Origin of the sequence: Bacteroides sp. 1_1_14, from assembly GCF_000162515.1 — a bacterium.
Classification (GTDB): domain Bacteria; phylum Bacteroidota; class Bacteroidia; order Bacteroidales; family Bacteroidaceae; genus Bacteroides; species Bacteroides thetaiotaomicron.
The window spans coordinates 4,406-29,886 of the sequence record NZ_GG774705.1; the positions used below are offsets into that span (position 1 = coordinate 4,406).

The 25,481-nt window shown below is 43.3% G+C and carries 22 protein-coding genes and 2 pseudogenes; 23 read left to right on the top strand and 1 reads right to left on the bottom strand.

Annotated elements, in window-relative coordinates; translation table 11 throughout:
- The first annotated feature begins 434 nt into the window (after positions 1-434).
- The 14 genes and pseudogenes from gmd to galE all read left to right on the top strand — a co-directional run bounded on the left by gmd (position 435) and on the right by galE (position 13,783).
- Positions 435-1,517 (top strand): GDP-mannose 4,6-dehydratase, encoded by a 1,083-nt coding sequence (gene gmd / locus HMPREF9007_RS14895; RefSeq protein WP_032850380.1) that lies wholly within the window; start codon positions 435-437, stop codon positions 1,515-1,517.
- Between the two features lie 12 nt (positions 1,518-1,529).
- Positions 1,530-2,606 carry a GDP-L-fucose synthase gene (locus tag HMPREF9007_RS14890; RefSeq protein ID WP_008761237.1) on the top strand — a complete coding sequence of 359 codons (1,077 nt, stop codon included), beginning with the start codon at positions 1,530-1,532 and terminating at the stop codon, positions 2,604-2,606.
- 18 nt (positions 2,607-2,624) lie between these two features.
- Positions 2,625-3,422 carry a polysaccharide biosynthesis/export family protein gene (locus HMPREF9007_RS14885; protein WP_008761238.1) on the top strand — a complete coding sequence of 266 codons (798 nt, stop codon included), beginning with the start codon at positions 2,625-2,627 and terminating at the stop codon, positions 3,420-3,422.
- A gap of 10 nt (positions 3,423-3,432) precedes the next feature.
- On the top strand, positions 3,433-5,871 hold the full coding sequence (locus HMPREF9007_RS14880) for a tyrosine-protein kinase (RefSeq protein ID WP_008761239.1): 2,439 nt from the start codon (positions 3,433-3,435) through the stop codon (positions 5,869-5,871).
- 156 nt (positions 5,872-6,027) lie between these two features.
- Entirely contained in the window at positions 6,028-6,549 is a 522-nt protein-coding gene (locus HMPREF9007_RS14875; protein WP_008761240.1) for an HU family DNA-binding protein, read from the top strand.
- A 35-nt stretch (positions 6,550-6,584) separates the two neighbouring features.
- Entirely contained in the window at positions 6,585-6,677 is a 93-nt protein-coding gene (locus HMPREF9007_RS27110) for a smalltalk protein (protein WP_008765124.1), read from the top strand.
- A gap of 230 nt (positions 6,678-6,907) precedes the next feature.
- Entirely contained in the window at positions 6,908-7,333 is a 426-nt protein-coding gene (locus HMPREF9007_RS14870) for a SoxR reducing system RseC family protein (protein WP_008761241.1), read from the top strand.
- A gap of 6 nt (positions 7,334-7,339) precedes the next feature.
- Positions 7,340-8,221 (top strand): Fe-S cluster domain-containing protein, encoded by an 882-nt coding sequence (locus tag HMPREF9007_RS14865; protein WP_008761242.1) that lies wholly within the window; start codon positions 7,340-7,342, stop codon positions 8,219-8,221.
- Positions 8,222-8,245: 24 nt separating this feature from the next.
- Entirely contained in the window at positions 8,246-9,583 is a 1,338-nt protein-coding gene (rsxC, locus tag HMPREF9007_RS14860) for an electron transport complex subunit RsxC (protein WP_008761243.1), read from the top strand.
- 6 nt (positions 9,584-9,589) lie between these two features.
- A complete protein-coding gene (locus tag HMPREF9007_RS14855; protein ID WP_008761244.1) occupies positions 9,590-10,582 on the top strand; it encodes an RnfABCDGE type electron transport complex subunit D in 993 nt (330 codons plus the stop codon).
- Entirely contained in the window at positions 10,579-11,292 is a 714-nt protein-coding gene (locus HMPREF9007_RS14850; protein WP_008761245.1) for an RnfABCDGE type electron transport complex subunit G, read from the top strand. Before HMPREF9007_RS14855 ends, HMPREF9007_RS14850 begins: the two co-directional genes overlap by 4 nt.
- 17 nt (positions 11,293-11,309) lie before the next feature.
- On the top strand, positions 11,310-11,894 hold the full coding sequence (locus HMPREF9007_RS14845) for an electron transport complex subunit E (RefSeq protein WP_008761246.1): 585 nt from the start codon (positions 11,310-11,312) through the stop codon (positions 11,892-11,894).
- Positions 11,895-11,916: 22 nt separating this feature from the next.
- On the top strand, positions 11,917-12,489 hold the full coding sequence (gene rsxA, locus HMPREF9007_RS14840) for an electron transport complex subunit RsxA (RefSeq protein WP_008761247.1): 573 nt from the start codon (positions 11,917-11,919) through the stop codon (positions 12,487-12,489).
- 258 nt (positions 12,490-12,747) lie between these two features.
- Positions 12,748-13,783: pseudogene (galE, locus tag HMPREF9007_RS14835) on the top strand (UDP-glucose 4-epimerase GalE).
- Positions 13,784-14,015: 232 nt separating this feature from the next.
- On the opposite strand, the gene ispE reads toward galE, so the two are convergent.
- The gene (gene ispE / locus HMPREF9007_RS14830; RefSeq protein ID WP_008761249.1) at positions 14,016-14,840 is read right to left on the bottom strand and encodes a 4-(cytidine 5'-diphospho)-2-C-methyl-D-erythritol kinase; all 825 of its coding nucleotides are present in this window, start codon (positions 14,838-14,840) and stop codon (positions 14,016-14,018) included.
- A 198-nt stretch (positions 14,841-15,038) separates the two neighbouring features.
- Here ispE and dnaB point away from each other — a divergent pair, with 198 nt between their 5' ends.
- From dnaB to lepA, 9 genes and pseudogenes are all read left to right on the top strand, one after another.
- The gene (gene dnaB / locus HMPREF9007_RS14825) at positions 15,039-16,592 is read left to right on the top strand and encodes a replicative DNA helicase (RefSeq protein ID WP_008761250.1); all 1,554 of its coding nucleotides are present in this window, start codon (positions 15,039-15,041) and stop codon (positions 16,590-16,592) included.
- A gap of 322 nt (positions 16,593-16,914) precedes the next feature.
- The gene (gene pheT / locus HMPREF9007_RS14820) at positions 16,915-19,377 is read left to right on the top strand and encodes a phenylalanine--tRNA ligase subunit beta (RefSeq protein WP_008761251.1); all 2,463 of its coding nucleotides are present in this window, start codon (positions 16,915-16,917) and stop codon (positions 19,375-19,377) included.
- A gap of 35 nt (positions 19,378-19,412) precedes the next feature.
- A complete protein-coding gene (locus tag HMPREF9007_RS14815) occupies positions 19,413-20,156 on the top strand; it encodes a YebC/PmpR family DNA-binding transcriptional regulator (RefSeq protein WP_008761252.1) in 744 nt (247 codons plus the stop codon).
- Between the two features lie 7 nt (positions 20,157-20,163).
- On the top strand, positions 20,164-20,409 hold the full coding sequence (locus tag HMPREF9007_RS14810; RefSeq protein WP_008761253.1) for a TIGR03905 family TSCPD domain-containing protein: 246 nt from the start codon (positions 20,164-20,166) through the stop codon (positions 20,407-20,409).
- Positions 20,410-20,573: 164 nt separating this feature from the next.
- A complete protein-coding gene (locus tag HMPREF9007_RS14805; RefSeq protein WP_008761254.1) occupies positions 20,574-21,827 on the top strand; it encodes an Nramp family divalent metal transporter in 1,254 nt (417 codons plus the stop codon).
- A gap of 30 nt (positions 21,828-21,857) precedes the next feature.
- Positions 21,858-22,619 (top strand): exodeoxyribonuclease III, encoded by a 762-nt coding sequence (locus HMPREF9007_RS14800; RefSeq protein WP_016267370.1) that lies wholly within the window; start codon positions 21,858-21,860, stop codon positions 22,617-22,619.
- 14 nt (positions 22,620-22,633) lie between these two features.
- Positions 22,634-23,092, top strand: coding sequence for a C-GCAxxG-C-C family protein (locus tag HMPREF9007_RS14795; protein WP_008761256.1), 459 nt, complete (start codon positions 22,634-22,636; stop codon positions 23,090-23,092).
- A gap of 156 nt (positions 23,093-23,248) precedes the next feature.
- A complete protein-coding gene (locus tag HMPREF9007_RS14790) occupies positions 23,249-23,449 on the top strand; it encodes a winged helix-turn-helix domain-containing protein (protein WP_008761257.1) in 201 nt (66 codons plus the stop codon).
- 128 nt (positions 23,450-23,577) lie between these two features.
- Positions 23,578-25,360 (top strand): annotated as a pseudogene (gene lepA, locus HMPREF9007_RS14785) (translation elongation factor 4).
- Positions 25,361-25,481: the final 121 nt, after the last annotated feature.

A 25,481-nucleotide genomic window follows, 5' to 3' on the forward strand; every position in this document is an offset into this window, starting at 1 on the left:
GTTAATTGCGAGTTAATGGACAGAAAAGAATGATCAAGACTTTATTGCCTTTTGTGATGAGTTAAGAACATATCTCTCTGAAAACTATCATTTCTTGAATAAGTATATCAGACTCTTGAACAAGATAAAATTTGTCTGTTGGAAAATAAACTAGGATATGTTGGAGGAGTGGAAGATATTTCTCGAAATAGAGGGCATGGGGATATACATGAGTATACCAGAAGTAGAAAAAGAAGGTGCAATAAGATCAAAAGATGCTTTGCTCGCAGTTTGTTTGATTATGATATAAAAGAAGTGAAAAATACTCGATAATTCAGATCTGTATGTTGTATTGGCCGAGCAAAATGGGGCTATGAGGTTTTGTCTACTAAGCGGTCTTTGTGTAGAACTGATAAAGATATTGTATATACTATAAATAAATATTAATGAATAAAATGAAAAAGGTTGCTTTAATCTCAGGAATCACCGGTCAGGATGGTTCATTTTTAGCCGAGTTTCTAATAGAAAAAGGATATGAAGTCCATGGTATCCTTCGTCGTTCTTCTTCTTTTAACACCGCGCGTATCGAACATCTTTATTTAGATGAGTGGGTACGTGACATGAAAAAGGACCGTCTGGTCAATCTTCATTATGGAGATATGACAGATTCTAGTTCCTTGATCCGTATAATCCAGCAGATACAGCCGGATGAAATTTATAATCTGGCTGCACAAAGTCATGTGAAAGTATCTTTTGACGTACCTGAATATACAGCCGAAGCGGATGCTATCGGTACGCTCCGCATGCTGGAAGCTGTCCGTATCCTTGGAATGGAAAAGAAAACACGCATTTATCAGGCTTCTACTTCCGAACTATTCGGTTTGGTACAGGAAGTTCCGCAGAAGGAAACTACTCCATTCTATCCCCGTTCCCCATATGGAGTAGCCAAGCAATACGGTTTCTGGATCACCAAGAATTATCGTGAAAGCTATGGCATGTATGCTGTCAACGGAATTTTGTTTAATCATGAAAGTGAACGTAGAGGCGAGACTTTCGTAACTCGTAAGATCACATTGGCCGCTGCCCGTATTGCACAAGGGCTTCAGGACAAACTTTATTTGGGAAACTTAAACTCACTTCGTGACTGGGGATATGCTAGGGACTATGTTGAATGCATGTGGTTGATCCTCCAGTATGATACTCCTGAAGATTTTGTAATTGCTACGGGAGAATACCACACTGTACGTGAATTTACGACACTGGCTTTCAAAGAAGTTGGCATTGAACTTCGTTGGGACGGTGAAGGTGTGGATGAGAAAGGTATTGATGTATCGACGGGAAAAGTTCTGGTTGAAGTCGATTCTAAATATTTCCGTCCTGCTGAAGTAGAGCAGTTACTGGGTGATCCTACGAAAGCCCGTACGTTACTTGGCTGGAATCCCACTAAGACTTCTTTCCCCGAACTGGTGAAAATCATGGTATCGCATGATATGAAGTTTGTGAAGAAGCTTCACATGAAAGAACTGATGAATAAATAGAGAAGAATAAGAATGGATAAGAATATGAAAATCTATGTAGCGGGCCACCATGGTTTGGTGGGTTCCGCTATCTGGAATAATTTACAAGGTCGTGGTTACACAAATCTTGTAGGACGCTCCCATAAAGAGCTGGACCTTCTTGATGGCATAGCCGTAAAACAATTTTTTGATGAAGAACAGCCTGATGCTGTTGTCCTAGCTGCTGCGCATGTCGGTGGTATTATGGCAAACTTGCAGTATCGTGCCGATTTTATTTATCAGAACCTTCAGATTCAACAGAATGTGATAGGGGAAAGTTTCCGTCATAACGTACAGAAACTGCTTTTTCTAGGCAGTACCTGTATCTATCCTCGCGATGCCGCACAGCCGATGAAGGAAGATGCTTTGCTGACTTCTCCTTTGGAATATACGAACGAGCCTTATGCCATTGCCAAGATTGCTGGTTTGAAGATGTGTGAAAGCTTTAATCTTCAGTATGGTACGAACTATATTGCTGTGATGCCTACCAACCTTTATGGTCCGAATGATAATTTTCATTTGGAAAACAGTCATGTCCTCCCTGCTATGATTCGTAAGATTCATCTGGCAAAATGTTTAAATGAAGTTGACTGGGAAGCAGTTCGCAGAGACCTTGACTTGCGTCCTGTGGAAGGTGTGAGTGGCAGTAATTCTGATACTGAAATATTGGATAAACTGGCTAAGTTTGGCATTACTCCTGAGTCTGTAACTCTTTGGGGTACCGGTACACCTATGCGTGAGTTTTTGTGGAGCGAAGAGATGGCTGATGCGAGTGTTCATGTATTGTTGAACGTTGATTTCAAGGATACCTACAGGGAGGGTAGCAAAGACATCCGTAACTGTCATATCAATGTGGGTACAGGCAAGGAAGTCAGTATCCGTGAAGTTGCCGGGATGATCATGAAGGAAGTTCAGTTTAAGGGCGATTTGCGTTGGGATAGTTCTAAGCCTGACGGTACGATACGTAAGTTGACAGATGTATCGAAGTTACACAGTTTAGGCTGGCATCATAAGATTGAGATTGATGAAGGAATTGAGCGCCTTTATGAATGGTATTTGAAAGGTGTCTAAATTTATAATTTATATATTATGGAAAAATTAAACGGAAAGAATGTTTTAATACTGTTGTTGATTTTGCTTCTTACAGCTTGTCAGTCTTACAAAAAGGTACCTTACTTGCAGGATGCTGAAGTCGTTTTGTACAGTACTCAGAATGAGCAATTATATGATGCTAAAATCATGCCCAAAGACTTGTTAACTATTGTAGTGTCATGTACCAGTCCTGAATTGGCGGCACCTTTCAACCTGACGGTGGCTACGCAGAATAATGCTGCTTTGAATTATACGACTACTCAGCCTGTTCTGCAGCAATATTTGGTGGATAATGACGGTAATATTAACTTTCCGGTACTGGGCGAACTTCATGTGGGTGGATTGACAAAGAAGGCGACTGAACAGATGATTGTGGAAAAATTGAAACCTTATATAAAGGAAACGCCTATTGTAACGGTACGTATGGTGAATTATAAGATTTCCGTGATTGGTGAGGTTGCCCGTCCCGGTACATTTACGATTTCCAATGAAAAGGTGAATATCCTGGAGGCTTTGGCTATGGCAGGTGATATGACCGTTTATGGTCTGCGTGATGATGTGAAATTAATACGGGAGAATGCTAATGGCAAGCAGGAAATTATTCCATTGGACTTGAATAAGGCAGAGACTATTCTTTCTCCTTATTACTATTTGCAGCAGAATGATATTATTTACGTAACTCCTAATAAGGCAAAAGCCCGAAATTCAGACGTGGGAAATAGTACAAGCTTATGGTTCTCTGCTACTTCGATCCTTGTTTCTATTGCCAGTTTGTTGTTTAATATCCTGAAATAAAGAAAGAGTTATGAAAGAAGCAAATCAAAACAGTAAGGAACGTGAAATAGCTGAGGAACAGATCGATTTCCGGGCACTGCTTTTTAAATATATCATCCACTGGCCCTGGTTTGTAGGAGCGGTACTGCTCTGTTTGGTTGGTGCCTGGGGTTATTTGCATTGGGCTACGCCAATTTATAATATTTCAGCCACTGTTCTTATGAAAGATGAGAAGAAGGGCGGAGGTGCAGGACTTTCTTCGGAATTGGAGGATATGGGGTTAAGCGGCCTGATGACATCTTCTAAAAACATTGATAACGAGTTGGAAGTTCTGCGTTCGAAAACCTTGGTAAAAGAAGTCGTTAATCAGTTGGGACTGTATATTACCTATAAAGATGAGGATGAGTTTCCTGCTAAAGGTTTATATAAGACATCTCCGGTCCAAGTGAGTCTGACATCTCAGGAGGCTGAAAAACTGAATACTTCGATGGTAGTAGAAATGACCTTACAGCCTGAAGGGGGTATGGACGTAAATGTGACTATAGGTGAGAAAGGCTATCAGAAGCATTTTGAAAAGCTGCCTGCTATCTTCCCGACAGATGAAGGTACGCTGGCTTTCTTTCAGGTAGCTGATTCGGTAACCTTGCAGGATGGAACGAAAGTTCCTCGGATAGAGAAGAACGTACGTCATATAACTGCGACAATAAGCAAACCGATGAGAGTGGCAAGAGGCTATTGTAACAGCCTGTCTATTGCCCCCACTTCCAAGACTACTTCCGTAGCCGTAATCTCGTTGAAGAACTCCAGTTTGCAGCGTGGTCAGGACTTTATCAACCAGTTGCTTGAAATGTATAATCGTAATACGAACAATGATAAGAACGAGATCGCCCAGAAGACAGCAGAGTTTATCGATGAACGTATTGGCATTATTTCAAAAGAATTAGGTAGTACGGAAGCTAATCTGGAGACTTTCAAGCGTGATGCGGGTATCACGGATTTGACAAGCGAAGCCCAGATCGCCTTGGCCGGTAATGCTGAATATGAAAAAAAGAGTGTGGAGAACCGTACTCAAATCAGTCTGGTAAATGATTTGCGTAAATACTTGAGAGGCAATGAATACGAAGTATTGCCGAGTAATGTAGGTTTGCAGGATGCTGCCTTGATTGGTGCTATTGAACGTTATAACGAAATGCTTATTGAGCGTAAACGCCTGTTGCGTACATCAACAGAGAGCAACCCTACGATTGTGAATTTGGATACGAGTATCCGTGCCATGAAAGCCAATGTACAGGCTATCCTTGAAGGAACCTTGCAGGGGTTGATGATTACCAAAGAGAGCCTTGACCGTGAAGCGAGCCGCTATTCCCGTCGTATCAGTAACGCTCCGGGACAGGAACGTGCTTATGTAAGTATTGCCCGTCAGCAGGAGATTAAAGCCGGATTGTATCTGATGTTGTTACAGAAACGTGAAGAGAATGCGATTGCACTTGCTGCTACTGCCAATAATGCGAAGATTATTGATGAAGCGATAGCTGACGATATTCCGGTATCTCCTAAACGCTCTATGATCTATTTGATTGCATTGGTACTTGGTGTTGGAATTCCGGTTGGTATCATCTATTTAATTGAACTGACAAAATTCAAGATCGAAGGTCGTGCCGATGTAGAGAAACTGACAAGTGTTCCTATTGTCGGTGATATTCCATTGACTGATGAGAAGAATGATAAGAATGGTTCCATTGCTGTCTTCGAGAACAAGAATAATCTGATGAGTGAAACTTTCCGTAATATTCGGACCAATCTTCAGTTTATGCTCGATAATGATCAGAAGGTGATTCTTGTGACTTCAACTGTCAGTGGCGAAGGAAAATCATTCGTTTCATCGAACCTGGCTATCAGTCTTTCTCTTTTGGGAAAGAAGGTGGTGATTGTCGGGCTTGATATTCGTAAGCCGGGATTGAATAAAGTATTCCAGCTCTCTAATAAGGAGAAAGGTATTACTCAGTATCTTTCCAATCCTGAAATGGATTTGATGGAACTTGTTCAACCTTCTGATGTGAATAAGAATCTGTTTATTCTTCCGGGTGGTACTGTTCCTCCTAATCCAACAGAATTGTTAGCTCGTAACGGACTGGACAGAGCGATAGAAACCTTGAAGAAGAACTTCGATTATGTCATCCTTGATACTGCTCCTATCGGCATGGTAACGGATACCTTATTAATAGGTCGTGTAGCAGACTTGTCAGTTTACGTATGCCGTGCTGACTACACTCATAAGGCAGAATATACATTGATCAATGAACTGTCTTTTGAGAAGAAGCTGCCTAATCTTTGTACCGTCATCAACGGCGTAGACCTGAAGAAGCGAAAATACGGTTATTACTACGGCTACGGTAAGTATGGCAAACACTACGGTTATGGTAAACGTTATGGTTACGGCTATGGATATGGTCAAGATACAAAAAGATAAATATCTGAATATCTATGAATTATAACTTTTTTCAGAAAAAGAGCCCCGCAAGGGGCTTTTCTTTTTGTTATCTGAAATAAAAGCCTCACCTTTGCATTGTTGATCAACAAAACGTGAATAAAATAACTTGAATTTAAATCTTTAAAAAAACGTATTATGAGTGTAATTTACAAAGTTGTTACGCGACCATCTGACCCGCGTGTTCCCAATTCTCCCAAGAAATATTATCCGCATCTGATCACTTTAGGTCAGTCTGTCAATCTGAAATATATTGCGCAGAAAATGCAGGGCTATTCTTCTTTATCTATCGGTGATATCAAGAGTGTGATTCAGAATTTTGTGGAGAAAATGAAAGAGCAACTTCTGGAAGGTAAGTCTGTGAATATCGAAGGCTTGGGGGTATTTATGCTGACTGCTTGTTCGAAAGGAGCGGATGCAGCGAAAGATGTCAATGCTAAAAGTGTGGATAGCGTGCGCATCTTCTTTCAGGCGAATAAGGAACTGCGTATCACGAAGACGGCTACCCGTGCAGATGAAAAACTGGATTTGATCAGTTTGGATGAATATCTGAAGAAGTTGAATGCCTCTGTGACTCCGAATGATCCGGATGATGGTGAAAATGGCGGTGGTGGAAATGAAGGAGGAGGAGATGAGGAAGCTCCGGATCCGACTGTATAATCTGAAAAGCTTAAAAAAGAAAGGAGGAAAAATCTATGAAGAAAACTTGGAGTGTAGTTTTGAAAGTAATCATTGCTGTAGCCGGTGCGATTGCCGGAGTACTGGGAGTACAGGCTGCATCATTGTAAGCAGCATTCAGTAAATAAAGTAATTGGTTAGATAAGACAGGCAGGCGGGAAGAACTTTCCCGCCTGCTTTGTTGTATGCTAAAATATCAAATAGTTGGCGTTACTTTTTCGTGTGCGATAACGAAAACACAAAAAATAACATTTTATTATGTAGAAAAAAATGAGGGAATGCTTCGTAGTTCACAAATAATGATTAAATTTGCCGCGATTTGTAATGTTGAGTTTGCAAAATGACGAATAATACTATAAAGCATCTAGGTATTGTGGAAAACATACAGGGTTCTCATCTGTCGGTGAGAATCGTTCAGACGTCGGCTTGTGCGGCTTGTAGCGCAAAAGGCCACTGTTCTTCGGCGGATAGTAAAGACAAAGTCATAGATATAACGGATGTTACAGCTGCTTCCTATCAGGTAGGAGAGCGGGTGATGGTGATCGGCGAAACGTCGATGGGCATGATGGCTGTAACCCTTGCATTCATAATTCCTTTTGTACTTCTGATTGTTTCCCTGTTCGCATGGATGGCGTTGATAGGGAATGAACTGTATGCGGCTCTTCTTTCTCTGGCAGTTCTTATTCCTTATTATTTCGTATTGTGGCTCAATAAAACGCGAATGAAACAACATTTTTCATTTACTATAAAACCAATAAATAACTAAAACATTATGAATTTGATTCTGATTGCAGTGATTTCATTGGGAGCTATAGCGCTCGTGCTGGCCGCTATTCTTTATGTAGCTTCCAAGAAATTTGCCGTGTATGAAGACCCGCGGATTGCCCAGGTGGGGGAAGTGTTGCCCCAGGCAAACTGTGGTGGATGTGGCTATCCTGGTTGTAGCGGATTTGCCGATGCTTGCGTCAAAGCCGGTTCGCTGGATGGTAAATTCTGCCCTGTAGGCGGTCAGCCTGTCATGGCACAAATTGCTGATATTCTCGGACTGGCAGCTACTGAAGCTGAACCGATGGTAGCAGTAGTAAGATGTAACGGAAGCTGTGCCAATCGTCCGCGTATTAATCAATACGATGGTGCGAAGAGTTGCGCTATTGCCGCTTCATTGTATGGTGGAGAAACAGGTTGTAGCTACGGATGCCTCGGATGTGGCGACTGTGTGGCTGCCTGCCAGTTTGACGCTATCCACATGAATCCTGAAACGGGACTTCCGGAAGTGGATGAAGCCAAATGTACAGCTTGTGGCGCTTGTGTGAAGGCTTGTCCGAAGGCGATCATCGAGATTCGTCCGCAAGGCAAGAAATCACGCCGTGTGTACATCTCTTGTGTGAACAAAGACAAGGGAGCCGTAGCACGTAAGGCTTGTACAGTGAGCTGTATCGGCTGTGGTAAGTGTGTCAAGACTTGTCCGTTCGAAGCCATTACGCTGGAGAACAACCTGGCTTACATCGATCCGAACAAGTGTAAATCATGCCGTAAGTGCGTGGAAGTTTGTCCGCAGAACACGATTATCGAGCTGAACTTCCCTCCACGTAAACCGAAGGCGGAAGAAGCACCAAAAACAGTTGCTGCAGAAGCTCCGAAGGTAACAGAATAATAACAGAATAAAATACAGAATTGTATGTTAAAGACATTTTCAATTGGTGGAGTTCATCCACACGAAAATAAATTGTCGGCACATCAACCTATCATCACAGCGGAAGTTCCTGCAAAGGCAGTTATTCTGTTGGGGCAGCACATTGGCGCACCTGCCAAACCGATAGTAGCAAAAGGTGATATGGTGAAGGTAGGCACGAAGATTGCCGAACCTGCCGGCTTCGTTTCGGCAGCAATTCACTCTTCTGTCAGTGGAAAAGTGGCGAAGATTGATACAGTAGTCGATGCGAGCGGTTATGCAAAACCTGCTATCTTTATTGATGTAGAAGGCGACGAATGGGAAGAAACCATTGACCGTAGCAAGACACTGGTCAAAGAATGTGAGCTTTCGTCCGAAGAAATCGTGAAGAAGATTGCCGATGCCGGTATCGTAGGTTTGGGTGGTGCTTGTTTCCCTACACAGGTGAAACTTTGTCCGCCTCCTTCGTTCAAGGCAGAATGTGTGATTATCAATGCGGTGGAATGTGAACCGTATCTGACTGCCGACCATCAGCTGATGCTGGAACACGCGGAAGAAGTCATGGTAGGTGTCTCCATTCTGATGAAAGCCGTGAAGGTAAATAAGGCATTTATCGGAATTGAGAATAACAAGCCGGATGCTATTGAACTGATGACGAAAGTTGCTTCTAGTTATGCAGGCATCGAAGTTGTTCCTTTGAAAGTGAAATATCCGCAGGGCGGTGAGAAACAGTTGATTGATGCGATTACCAAACGCCAGGTGGCAAGTGGTGCGCTGCCTATCTCTACTGGGGCAGTTGTGCAGAATGTGGGTACGGCATTTGCTGTTTATGAAGCTGTTCAGAAAAATAAACCGTTGTTTGAGCGTGTGATTACCGTAACTGGTAAGTCTGTGACCAAACCTTCCAACTTCCTGGCTCGTATCGGTACACCGATGAAACAGCTGATTGATGCTTGTGGCGGTCTGCCGGAGGATACGGGAAAAGTGATCGGTGGCGGTCCGATGATGGGTAAGGCTCTGGTGAATATCGAAGTTCCTACCGCAAAAGGCAGTTCCGGTATCCTGATTATGAATCAGAAGGAAGCCAAACGTGGTGAAGCACAAACCTGTATCCGTTGCGCAAAGTGTGTGAGCGCTTGTCCGATGGGACTGGAGCCGTACTTGCTCGGAGCTTTGTCCGAAAACGGAGATTTTGAAACAATGGAAAAAGAAAGAATCATGGATTGTATCGAGTGCGGTTCCTGTCAGTTCACTTGTCCTGCCAACCGTCCGCTGCTTGATTACTGCCGCTTGGGTAAGGGTAAAGTAGGAGCTATGATTCGTGCACGTCAAGCTAAAAAATAACGAAGTATGGAAAATAAATTAATCGTATCACTATCACCCCACGTGCATGGCGGAGACAGCGTACAGAAAAATATGTATGGTGTGCTGATCGCACTGATTCCGGCTTTTCTGGTGTCGCTTTATTTCTTCGGCCTGGGGGCTCTGATTGTCACGGCTACTTCGGTAGCAGCCTGTTTATTCTTCGAATGGGCGATCGTTAAATTCTTAATGAAGAAACCTGCTACAACCATCTGTGACGGTTCTGCTGTCATTACAGGTGTGTTGCTGGCATTTAATCTACCTTCCAATCTGCCTATCTGGATTATCATTCTGGGTGCACTGTTCGCAATTGGTGTAGGCAAGATGTCTTTCGGTGGTCTGGGCTGCAACCCATTCAACCCGGCATTGGCGGGACGTGTATTCCTGTTGCTTTCTTTCCCGGTGCAGATGACAACATGGCCGGTAGTAGGTCAGCTGACATCTTATATGGACGCTACCACCGGTGCTACTCCGCTGGCATTGATGAAACAGGCTATTCACGGCGATGCAAGTGCTTTGAGCCAGATACCTGATGCGCTGACTCTGTTTATCGGACAGAACGGCGGATGTATCGGTGAAGTAAGTGCGCTGGCACTGTTGCTCGGACTGGTATACATGCTCTGGAAAAAGATCATCACCTGGCATATTCCGGTTTCTATCATTGTGACTGTATTTGTATTTGCAGGCATTATGCACATGGTGGATCCCGAAAAGTATGTTTCTCCGATATTGCAACTACTCTCCGGAGGTCTGATGCTGGGAGCTGTCTTTATGGCAACCGACTATGTGACTTCTCCGATGAGCAAGAAAGGTATGTTGATTTACGGTGTTTGTATCGGTCTGCTGACGGTGGTTATCCGTCTGTTCGGTGCATATCCCGAAGGTATGTCATTCGCCATCCTGATTATGAATGCGTTCACTCCGCTGATTAACACCTATTGTAAACCTAAACGCTTTGGGGAGGTAGCGAAGAAGAAATGAAAAAGTTACAATCATCTTTAAAGAATATGTTGCTGGTACTTACGGGCGTTACAGCCGTTTCCGTAGCGTTGCTGGCTTATGTGAACGAACTGACGAAAGGCCCGATTGCCGAAGCGAATGCAAAGACGCTGAACGAGGCCTTGAAAAAGGTGCTTCCTGAATATACCAATAATCCGGTAGCTGAAAGCGATACTGTTTTCAGCGAGAAAGACGGAAAGAAAATCGTGGATTTCATTATCTATCCGGCCAAGAATGGCGAAAAGTGGGTAGGTTCTGCCGTTGAAGCCAAGTCAATGGGATTTGGCGGTGAACTGAAAGTGCTGGTGGGCTTTGATGCTGAAGGCAAGATTTATAACTACTCTTTATTGGCGCACGCTGAAACTCCGGGATTGGGTTCGAAAGCGGACAAATGGTTTGGAGCTTATGATCCTGCAAAGAACGAAAAACCGGTATCTCACGAAGAAAGTGCAAAGTCTATTTTGGGCATGAATCCGGGAGAGACTCCATTGGCTGTGACCAAAGACATGAATGGACAGGTAGATGCTATCACGGCTTCTACTATCACTTCACGTGCTTTCCTGAATGCGGTGAATGCTGCTTATCAGGCATATAAAGGCGGTGAGGTGGATACGAATTCCGGAGCTTCCCAGAAAAATGAACCGGCTGCTGCACCGGAAGGTGAAGCAGTTGCTAATGACACTAATAACTAAGAAAGGAGGAGACAGTTATGAATAATTTTAAAGTAATGATGAACGGGATTATCAAAGAGAATCCTATTTTTGTGCTCCTGCTCGGTATGTGTCCTACACTGGGTACGACATCATCGGCAATCAACGGTATGGGTATGGGACTGGCCACTATGTTCGTCCTGATTTGCTCGAACGTGGTAATTTCATCTATCAAGAATCTGATTCCGGATATGGTACGCATCCCTTCATTTATCGTGGTGATCGCGTCATTCGTGACACTGTTGCAGATGATAATGCAAGCATACGTGCCCGATCTGTATGCTACTCTCGGTCTTTTCATTCCGCTGATCGTAGTAAACTGTATCGTATTGGGACGTGCGGAAGCTTTCGCAGCGAAGAACAATCCGCTGGCCTCTATGTTTGATGGTATCGGTATGGGATTTGGCTTTACCATTGCCCTGACTCTGTTGGGTGCCGTACGTGAATTTCTCGGAACAGGTAAGATATTTAATCTGACCATTCTGCCGGAAGAATACGGAATGCTGATCTTTGTTCTGGCTCCGGGTGCCTTTATCGCTTTAGGTTATCTGATTGCCATTATTAATAGTCTGAAGAAAGCCTAACTCTATTAAATAAGAAAAGAATATGGAATATATATTGATATTTATCTCGGCAATCTTTGTAAACAACATTGTGTTGTCGCAGTTCCTGGGAATCTGTCCGTTCCTGGGTGTTTCCAAGAAGGTGGAAACAGCGATGGGTATGAGTGCGGCAGTTGCTTTCGTGCTGACTATCGCTACCATCGTCACATTCCTGATTCAGAAGTTTGTGTTGGACGCTTTCGGATTGGGGTACTTACAGACAATCACTTTTATTCTGGTTATTGCCGGACTGGTGCAGATGGTAGAAATTATTCTGAAGAAAGTTTCTCCTTCTTTGTATCAGGCACTGGGGGTGTTCCTGCCGTTGATTACAACGAACTGCTGTATTCTCGGTGTGGCAATCCTGGTAATCCAGAAAGACTTTGATCTGCTGACAGGTGTTGTATACGCATTCTCTACTGCTCTTGGCTTTGGTCTGGCACTGGTATTGTTTGCCGGATTGCGTGAGCAGATGACCCTGGTGAAGATTCCGAAAGGAATGCAGGGGACTCCGATTGCTTTGATTACCGCAGGTTTGCTGGCAATGGCATTCATGGGCTTCTCTGGCGTCGTGTAAAAGACTAAGTTGATAATTAGATAAAGAGGCTGGAAACTCTGTCGTATGGCAACATACAGGCAGTTTGTTTCCGGCCTTTTTCTTTATATATGTTCATACCGAATATGTTTTTTATCATACCAAAACGCCCTCAAATCGTCCCGTAAGTATCTTCCTGTGAATAAAATTGCGATAGTTTATTGCATTTCCATTTTATTTCCATACATTTGTACCTCAAACAAACTGAAAACCGAAAAACTAACCATATTTTAAAATTATATGAAAGAAAGAATTTTAGTAACGGGAGGAACAGGCTATATTGGGTCTCATACCGTTGTAGAACTACAAAACAGTGGATACGAAGTAATCATTATCGATAATTTATCAAATTCGAGTGCTGACGTTGTTGACAATATAGAGAAAGTATCCGGTATCCGCCCAGCTTTTGAGAAACTGGATTGTCTTGATTTTGCTGGCCTTGATGCCGTATTTGCCAAATATAAAGGAATTAAAGCGATTATTCATTTCGCAGCAAGCAAAGCAGTAGGAGAGTCGGTAGAGAAGCCGTTGCTTTATTATCGTAACAACCTGGTTTCTTTAATCAACCTTCTGGAGTTAATGCCTAAACATGGAGTAGAAGGCATAGTGTTCTCTTCTTCCTGTACAGTATATGGTCAACCGGATGAGTTGCCTGTAACGGAAAAGGCTCCGATCAAGAAAGCGGAATCTCCTTATGGAAATACAAAACAGATTAATGAAGAAATTATCCGTGATACAATAGCTTCCGGTGCCCCGATCAATGCTATTTTGCTGCGTTATTTCAATCCGATTGGCGCACATCCTACAGCATTGCTGGGTGAACTTCCGAACGGTGTTCCTCAAAACCTGATTCCTTATCTGACTCAGACAGCGATGGGTATCCGTGAAAAACTAAGTGTATTCGGTGACGATTATGATACTCCTGACGGTTCTTGTATCCGTGACTTTATCAACGTTGTTGACTTGGCTAAAGCACACGTGATTGCAATCCGCCGTATTTTGGAGCAAAAACAGAAAGAAAAAGTAGAAGTATTCAATATCGGTACAGGACGCGGTGTTTCAGTATTGGAACTGATTAATGGCTTTGAAAAAGCTACTGGCGTTAAACTGAATTATCAGATTGTAGGCCGTCGCGCAGGTGATATTGAAAAGGTATGGGCTAACCCCGATTTTGCCAACCAGGAACTGGGTTGGAAAGCGGTAGAAACATTAGAAGATACTTTACGCTCTGCATGGAATTGGCAGCTGAAACTCCGGTGAAAGAGGCATTCAGTAAAAAGATATTTGTTTTAATTAACATAAAAGTTTAAACAAATCGTTCATGCGATTTGTTTATTAGATGCTAATCAGCTTGATCTGTTTGTGAGTATGTGAATATGAGTAAATGGTACTTATGCCTCTCCGGCATAGACAGGTATGATTGCATAGTAGTTTTGTCGTGTTTTATTTTGTGTTTGTGTTGTGACGGTACTACGACGGGAGTCGTGGTACCGTTTTTTGTTACTCTTTTACAGCCTGCCTTTAAAACAGAATACGTTAGTTCCCCAATCGGTTTCAGGTAAAGTCCCTTCCGGCTCGAACAATCCATATACGGAAGAACCGGAACCGCTCATAGAGGCATAAACAGCCCCTTGCCTGTATAGCTCGGCTTTAATTTCTCCGATCACCGGATGCTGGGGGAATACGCTGTCTTCAAAATCATTGATTAATATCTCTTTCCATTCATTTACCGGGCGTTTGATCGCTTCTTTGATCGAGTATTCGGGATGATGAGGGTGAATATTGGCGAAAGCTTCCCGCGTTGATACGAATACATCCGGTTTGATGATCAGAATCTTATATCCTTTTAAGGATAGTGGAATGGGGGAGAATATGTTACCGATTCCTTCGGCAAAGGTCGGGGCGTTTCTGATAAAGAAAGCGCAGTCTGCTCCCAAAGTTGCGGCATATATTTCCAGCTGATCTTCGGATAAATTCAGCTGAAAGTGTTCGTTGAGTAATTTCAGCATGAAAGCCGCGTCTGATGAGCCTCCTCCCAGTCCGGCACCGGAAGGAATGTGTTTGTACAGATGGATCTCGATAGGACAGAGGTGAAACTCTTTATCTAATAGCAGATATGCTTTCACCACTAAATTGTCTTCTGGATTACCGGATATCTCCATTCCGTACTGATGCAGGGAGAACTTTTTGTCCGCTTCGGGGCTGGTCCGGATTTCCAGCGCATCTTCGAGAGCGACGGGGGAGAATACGGTTTCGAGGTTGTGATATCCGTCCGGACGCTTCTCGGTAATAGAGAGTCCCAGGTTTATTTTTGCGTTTGGGAAAGTGATCATATTCGTTCTGAATTATTATTTTAGAATTTTAAATTATGGGTTGCGAATTTATGCTATTGGTGACAAAGTTACTAAAATCTTCATTTTTCCTTATCTTTTCTTCATTATTATATTCTATCTTTGTCATCCCTTTCGGCTTTTACTATGTATAAAAGCCGGGGATCATAAATTGTAAATCATAAAATTGTATATAAGCAGATGGCTGAACAAAGAAGAAATTCCCGTAACACAAAATCAACTAAAGTACAACCGGTCAATGATTATGGTCGTATCCAACCTCAGGCACCGGAGCTGGAAGAGGCGGTGTTGGGTGCTTTAATGATTGAGAAGGATGCTTATTCGCTGGTGAGTGAGATTCTTCGCCCGGAGTCATTTTATGAGCATCGTCATCAGTTGATTTATGCTGCCATTACTGATCTTGCCGTTAATCAGAAGCCGGTGGACATTCTGACGGTCAAAGAGCAGTTGAGCAAAAGAGGTGAGTTGGAAGAGGTCGGTGGACCGTTCTATATTACTCAGTTGAGCAGTAAGGTTGCTTCTTCCGCACATATCGAATATCACGCCCGTATTATTGCACAAAAATCGTTGGCGCGCGAATTGATAACGTTTACCAGTAATATTCAAAGCAAGGCTTTTGATGAGACACTGGATGTGGATGACTTGATGCAGGAGGCGGAAGGTAAGTTGTTTGAGATTTCCCAGCAGAATATGAAGAAAGACTATACGCAGATTAATCCGGTAATTGACGAAGCGTATAAGCTGATTCAGAAAGCGGCTGCACGAACAGACGGTCTGAGTGGTCTTGAAAGTGGATTTACGAAACTGGACAAGATGACCTCCGGTTGGCAGAACTCCGACCTTATTATAATCGCTGCCCGTCCTGCCATGGGCAAGACAGCTTTCGTACTTTCTATGGCTAAAAATATTGCTGTTGATTATCGGAATCCGGTAGCGTTGTTCTCTCTTGAAATGAGTAACGTCCAGTTGGTCAACCGTCTTATCACCAATGTTTGTGAGATTCCGAGTGAGAAGATCAAAAGTGGACAATTGGCAAGCTATGAGTGGCAACAGTTGGACTACAAACTGAAAGATCTGCTGGATGCTCCGCTTTATGTGGACGATACTCCGTCTTTGTCTGTGTTTGAACTCCGGACCAAAGCGCGTCGTCTGGTGCGTGAACATGGGGTGAGAATCATTATTATTGACTACCTTCAGTTGATGAATGCGAGTGGTATGGCATTCGGTAGCCGTCAGGAAGAGGTTAGTACGATATCTCGTTCGTTGAAAGGATTGGCAAAGGAGTTGAACATTCCCATTATAGCCTTGTCGCAGTTGAATCGTGGTGTGGAGAGTCGTGAAGGTATTGACGGTAAACGCCCTCAGTTGAGTGACCTTCGTGAATCCGGAGCCATCGAGCAGGATGCCGATATGGTGTGTTTTATTCACCGTCCGGAATATTATAAGATTTATCAGGATGATCGTGGTAACGACCTTCGCGGTATGGCGGAAATTGTGATAGCCAAGCATCGTAATGGTGCGGTAGGTGAAGTCTTGCTCCGATTCAAAGGTGAGTTTACACGATTCTCTAATCCGGAAGATGATATGGTTATACCGATGCCGGGTGAACCTGCAGGTGCCATGCTGGGGTCTAAACTGAATGCCGGTGCTATGCCTCCGCCTCCGCCGGAACCGGACTTTGTTCCGCAGGGAAATAATCCGTTCGGTGCAACGGAAGGGCCGTTACCTTTCTAAAAAACATTCGTTTGGGTTGAATAGAAATGACCGCTTAGTCAGATGAAAATAACCGCTCGATTTACTCCAATCGAGCGGTCGATTATTTTTTATAGAGTATAGCCGGGTTGTATTCTGATAGGGATAGGTGGCAAAAATGACAAAGAATACCCCTTTATTTTTTGCCACTTTGTCACCAACCATGAATTTATTGGGGAATAATACAGTCAGGTCCTTGTTAGTTTAGCTTCTCTTGACATTTTTCTCTCAAATCGTTCTATGTCAACCGAAAAATCTTATTAACTTTGCGAAACTTTTTGAGAAACAATAAAAATTTAATTATATGAATATCTCTTATAACTGGCTGAAAGAGTATGTCAACTTTGATTTGACCCCCGATGAAACGGCTGCTGCGCTGACCTCAATCGGCTTGGAAACAGGTGGTGTAGAAGAAGTGCAAACCATTAAGGGTGGTTTGGAAGGACTCGTAATCGGTGAAGTGCTGACTTGCGAAGAACATCCGAATTCCGACCATTTGCATATCACTACCGTCAATCTGGGAGACGGCGAACCTGTACAGATTGTATGCGGTGCTCCGAATGTAGCTGCCGGACAGAAAGTAGTGGTTGCCACTTTGGGTACCAAACTTTATGACGGTGATGAATGCTTTACTATCAAGAAGTCAAAAATCCGTGGTGTAGAATCTACAGGGATGATTTGTGCAGAAGACGAAATCGGTATTGGTACCGATCATGCAGGAATCATCGTGTTGCCGGCTGAAGCTGTTCCGGGTACTCTCGCCAAAGACTATTATAATATCAAGAGTGACTACGTACTCGAAGTAGATATTACTCCTAACCGTGCAGACGCTTGCTCACACTATGGTGTGGCCCGCGACTTGTATGCTTACCTGATTCAGAATGGCAAGCAGGCTACTTTGCAACGTCCATCTGTAGATGGATTTAAGGTGGAAAATCATGATTTGGATATCGAAGTAGTGGTTGAAAACAGCGAAGCCTGTCCTCACTATGCCGGCGTTACGGTGAAAGGCGTTACTGTGAAGGAAAGCCCCGAATGGTTGCAGAATAAATTGCGCCTGATCGGTGTACGTCCTATTAATAATGTAGTGGATATTACTAATTATATCGTTCATGCTTTCGGTCAGCCATTGCATTGTTTCGATGCCGGAAAGATAAAAGGCAATGAAGTAATTGTCAAGACATTGCCGGAAGGCACTCCATTCGTCACATTGGATGAAGTGGAACGCAAGTTGAACGAACGCGATCTGATGATCTGCAACAAAGAAGAAGCGATGTGTATTGCCGGTGTATTCGGCGGACTGGATTCCGGTTCTACGGAAGCTACGACAGATGTATTTATCGAAAGCGCTTATTTCCATCCTACATGGGTGCGTAAGACTGCCCGTCGTCACGGTCTGAATACGGATGCTTCTTTCCGTTTCGAACGTGGCATCGATCCGAACGGAGTAATCTATTGTCTGAAACTGGCTGCTCTGATGGTGAAAGAACTGGCCGGTGGCACTATCTCATCCGAAATTAAGGATGTTTGCGTTGCAGCTCCACAAGACTTTATGGTAGAACTTTCTTATGAGAAAGTAAATTCGCTGATTGGTAAAGTGATTCCCGTGGAAACGATCAAGAGCATTGTTACCAGCCTGGAAATGAAAATCATGAATGAGACAGTTGACGGACTGACATTGGCCGTTCCTCCTTATCGTGTAGACGTACAGCGTGATTGCGATGTGATCGAAGATATTCTACGTATCTATGGATATAATAATGTAGAAATCCCGACTACGCTGAACTCCAGTCTGACAACCAAGGGTGAGCATGATAAATCAAACAAATTACAGAATCTGGTTGCAGAACAGCTGGTTGGCTGTGGCTTCAATGAAATACTGAATAATTCTCTGACTCGTGCCGCTTACTACGACGGTCTGGAGAACTATTCATCCAACCATCTGGTGATGCTGCTGAATCCACTGAGTGCCGATCTGAACTGTATGCGTCAGACATTGCTGTTCGGTGGACTGGAAAGTATCGCTCACAATGCAAACCGCAAGAATGCCGATTTGAAATTCTTCGAATTCGGTAACTGCTATTACTTCGATGCGGACAAGAAGAATCCGGAAAAAGTACTGGCTACCTATTCGGAAGACTATCACTTGGGTTTGTGGGTGACTGGAAAGAAAGTCGCTAATTCATGGGCACACCCGGATGAAAACAGTTCGGTATACGAATTGAAGGCTTATGTAGAGAATATATTGAAGCGCCTGGGACTGGATTTGCACAACCTGGTAGTTGGCAATCTGACTGACGATATTTTCGCTACCGCACTTTCTGTTCATACCAAGGGGGGGAAGCGTCTTGCCTCTTTCGGCGTTGTGACGAAGAAACTGCTGAAAGCATTCGATATAGATAATGAGGTGTATTATGCCGACTTGAACTGGAAAGAACTGATGAAGGCTATCCGTTCAGTGAAGATCAGCTACAAGGAAATTTCCAAATTCCCTGCTGTGAAGCGTGACTTGGCATTGTTGCTCGACAAGAACGTACAGTTTGCCGAAATCGAAAAAATCGCTTACGATACAGAAAAGAAACTGCTGAAAGAAGTGGAACTCTTCGATGTATACGAAGGTAAGAACATCGAAGCAGGTAAGAAATCGTATGCGGTCAGCTTCCTGCTTCAGGATGAAACTCAGACGCTGAACGATAAGATGATCGATAAGATCATGTCTAAACTGGTGAAGAATCTGGAAGATAAGCTGAATGCAAAATTGAGATAAATTTAAAATTCACAATTCAAAATTAATACAAACCAATGGGAAGAGCATTTGAATATAGAAAAGCCGCAAAGCTGAAAAGATGGGGCCACATGGCTAAAACATTTACAAGACTGGGTAAACAGATCGCTATTGCCGTGAAGGCGGGTGGTCCGGAACCGGAAAATAACCCGACACTGCGTTCGGTCATCGCTACTTGTAAGCGTGAGAATATGCCGAAGGACAATATCGAACGTGCGATTAAGAATGCAATGGGTAAGGATCAGAGCGATTACAAGAGCATGACTTACGAAGGATACGGTCCTCACGGAATTGCTGTCTTTGTAGATACGCTGACTGATAATACGACTCGTACGGTAGCCGATGTACGCTCTGTATTCAATAAATTTGGTGGTAACCTCGGAACAATGGGATCATTGGCTTTCCTTTTCGACCATAAATGTATGTTCACTTTCAAGATAAAGGACGGCATGGATATGGAAGAACTGATCCTTGATCTGATTGATTACGACGTAGAAGATGAGTACGAACAGGATGACGAAGAAGGAACAATCACTATCTACGGTGATCCTAAGAGCTATGCCGCTATTCAGAAACATCTTGAAGAGTGTGGCTTCGAGGATGTCGGCGGTGATTTTACTTATATCCCGAACGATCTGAAAGAGGTAACTCCGGAACAACGCGAAACTTTAGATAAGATGATAGAACGTCTTGAAGAATTTGATGACGTGCAGACTGTTTATACAAACATGAAGCCGGAAGAAGGCGGAAACGAGGAGTAAGCGGATTATGGAATATGTTTATAGAACCCAGGGTACTTGCAGCACAAACATCGAACTGAATGTAGAAGATGGAGTTGTGAAGGAAGTTGCCTTTTGGGGAGGATGTAACGGAAATCTTCAGGGACTTTCACGTCTGGTAAAGGGAATGAAGGTAGAAGAGGTTATCAAGAAACTTGAAGGAGTACGTTGCAGTGGCAGACCGACGTCATGTCCCGATCAGTTGTGCCATGCACTGCATGAAATGGGATATTAACGGAAGTCTCCCTTTATAAAATATACACTGGCCTCCGGCAATTCATTTTGCCGGAGGTTTTTTATTGTGCCGTACCTTTCCCTATTTGTCGGTATTTTGAACCAAAATCGACCTTCGGTCGTTATTTATAAGTATATTTGTGCTGAATAAACTATTATGCAATGATGAAGAATATTTTTCAAGACTTGAAACGGAAAGATCATAAACGTTATCTGGGCGGACTGGATGTTTTTAAATATATTGGTCCCGGACTTTTGGTAACTGTCGGATTTATTGATCCGGGCAACTGGGCATCAAATTTTGCCGCAGGTTCCGAGTTCGGCTATTCACTTCTTTGGGTGGTCACCTTATCCACTATCATGTTGATTGTCCTCCAGCATAATGTTGCTCACTTGGGGATTGTTACGGGGCTTTGCCTTTCGGAAGCCGCTACGAAATATACTCCTAAATGGGTATCCCGTCCTATTTTGGGTACGGCGGTATTGGCGTCTATTTCTACTTCATTGGCTGAGATTCTGGGAGGAGCCATCGCATTGGAGATGCTGTTTGATATGCCTATTATGTGGGGGGCGGTGCTGACCACACTTTTTGTCTCCATCATGCTCTTTACCAACTCCTATAAAAAGATAGAACGTTCCATTATTGCTTTTGTCTCGGTGATCGGTCTTTCATTTATTTATGAATTGTTTCTGGTAGAAATAGACTGGCCGGCTGCGACGATGGGTTGGGTGACGCCTGCTTTCCCGAAGGGTAGTATGCTGATTATTATGAGTGTGCTGGGAGCGGTTGTGATGCCTCATAATCTGTTTCTGCATTCGGAAGTAATACAGAGTCACGAGTATAATAAGAAAGACGATGCGTCTATCAAGAAAGTATTGAAATACGAGTTGTTCGATACGCTTTTCTCGATGATCGTTGGCTGGGCAATTAACAGTGCTATGATTCTGCTGGCTGCTGCTACTTTCTTTAAAAGCGGCATTCAGGTGGAAGAATTGCAACAAGCCAAATCACTGCTTGAACCTTTGTTGGGAAGTAATGCGGCAATCGTATTCGCATTGGCTCTGTTGATGGCAGGTATTTCGTCCACTATAACAAGCGGAATGGCGGCAGGTTCTATCTTTGCAGGTATCTTTGGAGAGTCATATCATATTAAAGACAGTCACTCGCAGGTAGGAGTAATCCTTTCGTTGGGAATTGCGCTGTTGCTGATTTTCTTTATTGGCGATCCATTCAAGGGATTACTGCTTTCGCAGATGATATTGAGTATTCAGTTGCCTTTCACGGTATTCCTGCAAGTAGGGTTGACTTCATCCCGAAAGGTAATGGGGAATTATGTCAATAGCCGTTGGAGTACTTTTGTATTATATGCTATTGCAGTCATTGTTTCGGCATTGAATATAATGCTGCTGTTTTCATAAAACGAACATAAATCTATAAACTATAAAATGATGAAGATTATTACTTATAATGTGAACGGGCTTCGTGCTGCCGTTTCTAAAGGTTTGCCGGAATGGCTGGTGCAGGAGAATCCGGATATTCTTTGTCTGCAAGAGACAAAACTACAGCCGGACCAATATCCGGCAGAAGTATTTGAAGCTTTGGGTTACAAGGCTTATCTCTATTCTGCACAAAAGAAGGGATACAGCGGTGTGGCGATCCTTACTAAGCAGGAACCCGATCATGTGGAATATGGTATGGGGATAGAAGCTTATGACAATGAAGGGCGTTTTATCCGTGCGGATTTTGGCGACTTGTCCGTAGTCAGTGTTTATCATCCTTCGGGAACGAGCGGAGACGAACGGCAGGCATTTAAAATGGTGTGGCTGGAAGACTTTCAGAAATATGTGACAGAGCTGCGCAAGACTCGTCCGAACCTTATCCTTTGCGGTGACTATAATATCTGTCATGAGCCGATTGATATTCATGATCCTGTCCGGAATGCCACGAACAGCGGCTTCCTGCCCGAAGAACGGGAATGGATGACTCGTTTCCTTTCTGCAGGATTTATTGATTCTTTCCGTCTGCTCTATCCGGAGAAACAGGAGTATACGTGGTGGAGCTATCGTTTTAATTCGCGTGCCAAGAATAAAGGCTGGCGGATTGACTATTGCATGACCAGTGAGCCGGTACGTCCGATGCTGAAAAGTGCCAGCATACTGAACGATGCCGTACATTCAGATCATTGTCCAATGGCTTTGGAAATAGAATAAAAACAGAAAATAGCATGGAAGATAGAATACAAAAAGCTGTAGAACTTTTTAAGAGCGGATATAACTGCTCGCAGTCTGTAGTAGCTGCATTTGCCGATATGTATGGTTTCACACAGGAGCAGGCAGTGCGTATGTCAGCCTCTTTTGGCGGAGGAATCGGGCGGATGCGTGAGACATGCGGGGCTGCTTGCGGACTGTTCCTGATAGCCGGACTGGAAACCGGAGCTACCGAAGCGACAGATCGTGAAGGAAAAGCTGCAAACTATGCGGTAGTGCAGGAATTGGCTGCCGAATTTAAAAAACGCAACGGGTCGTTGATTTGCGGAGTATTGTTGGGATTAAAGAAAAAAGAGCCGATTTCGACTGTTCCCGAAGAACGTAATACTCAATATTATAGCAAACGTCCGTGTGCTAAAATGGTGGAAGAAGCGGCAAGAATTTGGGTAGAATACCTCGAAAAACACCCTAAATAAGGGGATAAAATGCTTTTTTATTACAAAATCAGCAAAAAAAGATTCAATAAAGTGTTATATAACATAAAAATAACTATCTTTGTCCCCGAAATAAAATCTGAAAGCTTTCGGGCCGGATGATTTTTAAAGCATGTCTAACTATAATTTCAAAAGCAAATGTTGAAAGAAAAAGCAGGTGTAATCGCAGGTAATATCTGGAATGCACTGAATGAAACAGAAGGAATGACTGCCAAGCAACTGAAAAAAGCAACTAAATTGGTTGACAAAGATTTGTTCCTCGGCCTTGGCTGGTTATTGAGAGAAGATAAAGTTTCTGCTGAAGAAGTAGAAGGTGAACTCTTCATCAAATTGATCTAAGCGAGTAACTCACTTAAGCAATAAAAAAATGCGTTGGTACATGATTATAATGTTATCAACGCATTTTTTTATATTCCGCCATTTACGTATCTTTGCACACCAAAAAGACAAAATAATAAGAATTCAGAATGAAGAATATACGAAATTTCTGCATCATTGCCCACATTGACCACGGTAAATCAACCCTGGCAGACCGCTTGCTGGAGTTTACCAACACTATTCAGGTGACTAACGGGCAGATGCTTGATGATATGGATTTGGAGAAGGAGAGAGGTATCACCATCAAGAGCCACGCTATCCAGATGGAGTACAACTACAAAGGTGAAAAGTATATCCTTAACCTGATTGACACTCCGGGGCACGTGGATTTTTCGTATGAGGTATCCCGTTCCATTGCCGCTTGCGAAGGTGCGTTGCTTATCGTAGACGCATCGCAGGGAGTGCAGGCACAGACCATCTCCAATCTGTATATGGCTATCGAACATGATCTCGAAATTATCCCCATTATCAATAAATGTGATATGGCAAGTGCCATGCCCGAAGAGGTAGAGGACGAAATCGTAGAACTGTTGGGCTGCAAGCGTGATGAGATTATCCGTGCATCCGGTAAGACCGGAATGGGCGTGGAGGAAATCCTCGCAGCCGTTATCGAACGCATTCCGCATCCCGAAGGTGATGAGGAAGCTCCGTTGCAGGCATTGATTTTTGACTCTGTATTCAACTCCTTCCGTGGTATTATCGCTTACTTTAAGATCGAAAATGGAGTAATCCGCAAGGGAGATAAAGTGAAGTTCTTTAATACCGGAAAAGAGTATGATGCCGATGAAGTAGGTGTACTGAAAATGGAACTGGTTCCACGTAACGAACTTCGTACGGGCGATGTAGGTTACATTATATCGGGTATCAAGACCTCGAAAGAGGTGAAAGTGGGAGATACCATTACTCATGTTGCCCGTCCGTGTGATAAAGCGATTGCGGGTTTTGAAGAAGTGAAGCCAATGGTTTTTGCCGGAGTCTATCCGATTGAGGCGGAAGATTTTTGAGGATCTGCGTGCTTCTTTGGAAAAATTGCAGTTGAATGACGCTTCGCTGACTTTCCAGCCGGAATCTTCATTGGCACTGGGCTTCGGTTTCCGTTGCGGTTTCCTCGGATTGCTTCACATGGAGATTGTACAGGAACGTCTGGATCGTGAATTCGACATGAATGTGATTACTACCGTGCCTAACGTATCTTATAATATATATGATAAACAAGGCAATATGAAAGAAGTGCATAACCCCGGTGGTATGCCTGATCCGACGTTGATCGACCATATTGAAGAACCTTATATCAAAGCGTCTATTATTACGACTACCGATTATATCGGCCCGATTATGACCCTCTGTCTGGGGAAACGTGGAGAACTCTTGAAACAAGAGTATATTTCCGGTAATCGTGTGGAAATATATTATAACATGCCTTTGGGTGAAATCGTGATCGACTTCTATGACCGGTTGAAGAGTATTTCGAAAGGATATGCGTCGTTCGACTATCATCCCAATGGTTTCCGTCCTTCCAAGTTGGTGAAACTGGACATCATGTTGAATGGTGAACCGGTCGATGCGCTTTCTACGCTGATTCACTTCGATAACGCGTATGATATGGGACGCCGGATGTGTGAGAAACTGAAAGAATTAATCCCTCGCCAGCAGTTTGAAATCGCTATTCAGGCAGCTATCGGGGCTAAGATTATAGCTCGTGAAACTATTAAGGCAGTTCGCAAGGATGTAACTGCGAAGTGTTATGGTGGTGACGTAAGCCGTAAACGTAAACTGCTTGAAAAGCAGAAAAAAGGTAAAAAACGAATGAAACAAATCGGTAATGTGGAAGTGCCGCAGAAAGCCTTCCTCGCCGTACTGAAGCTGGATTAAAAAATGAACCGCAAGCGATTTTTCAGAGAGTTATTCTGAACAAATCGGCTTGCGGTTAGTTTTTTAATACACCAGGTGATTGTCTTCTGTCTGCAGAGCTTTCCTTGGCAATCACCTTTTT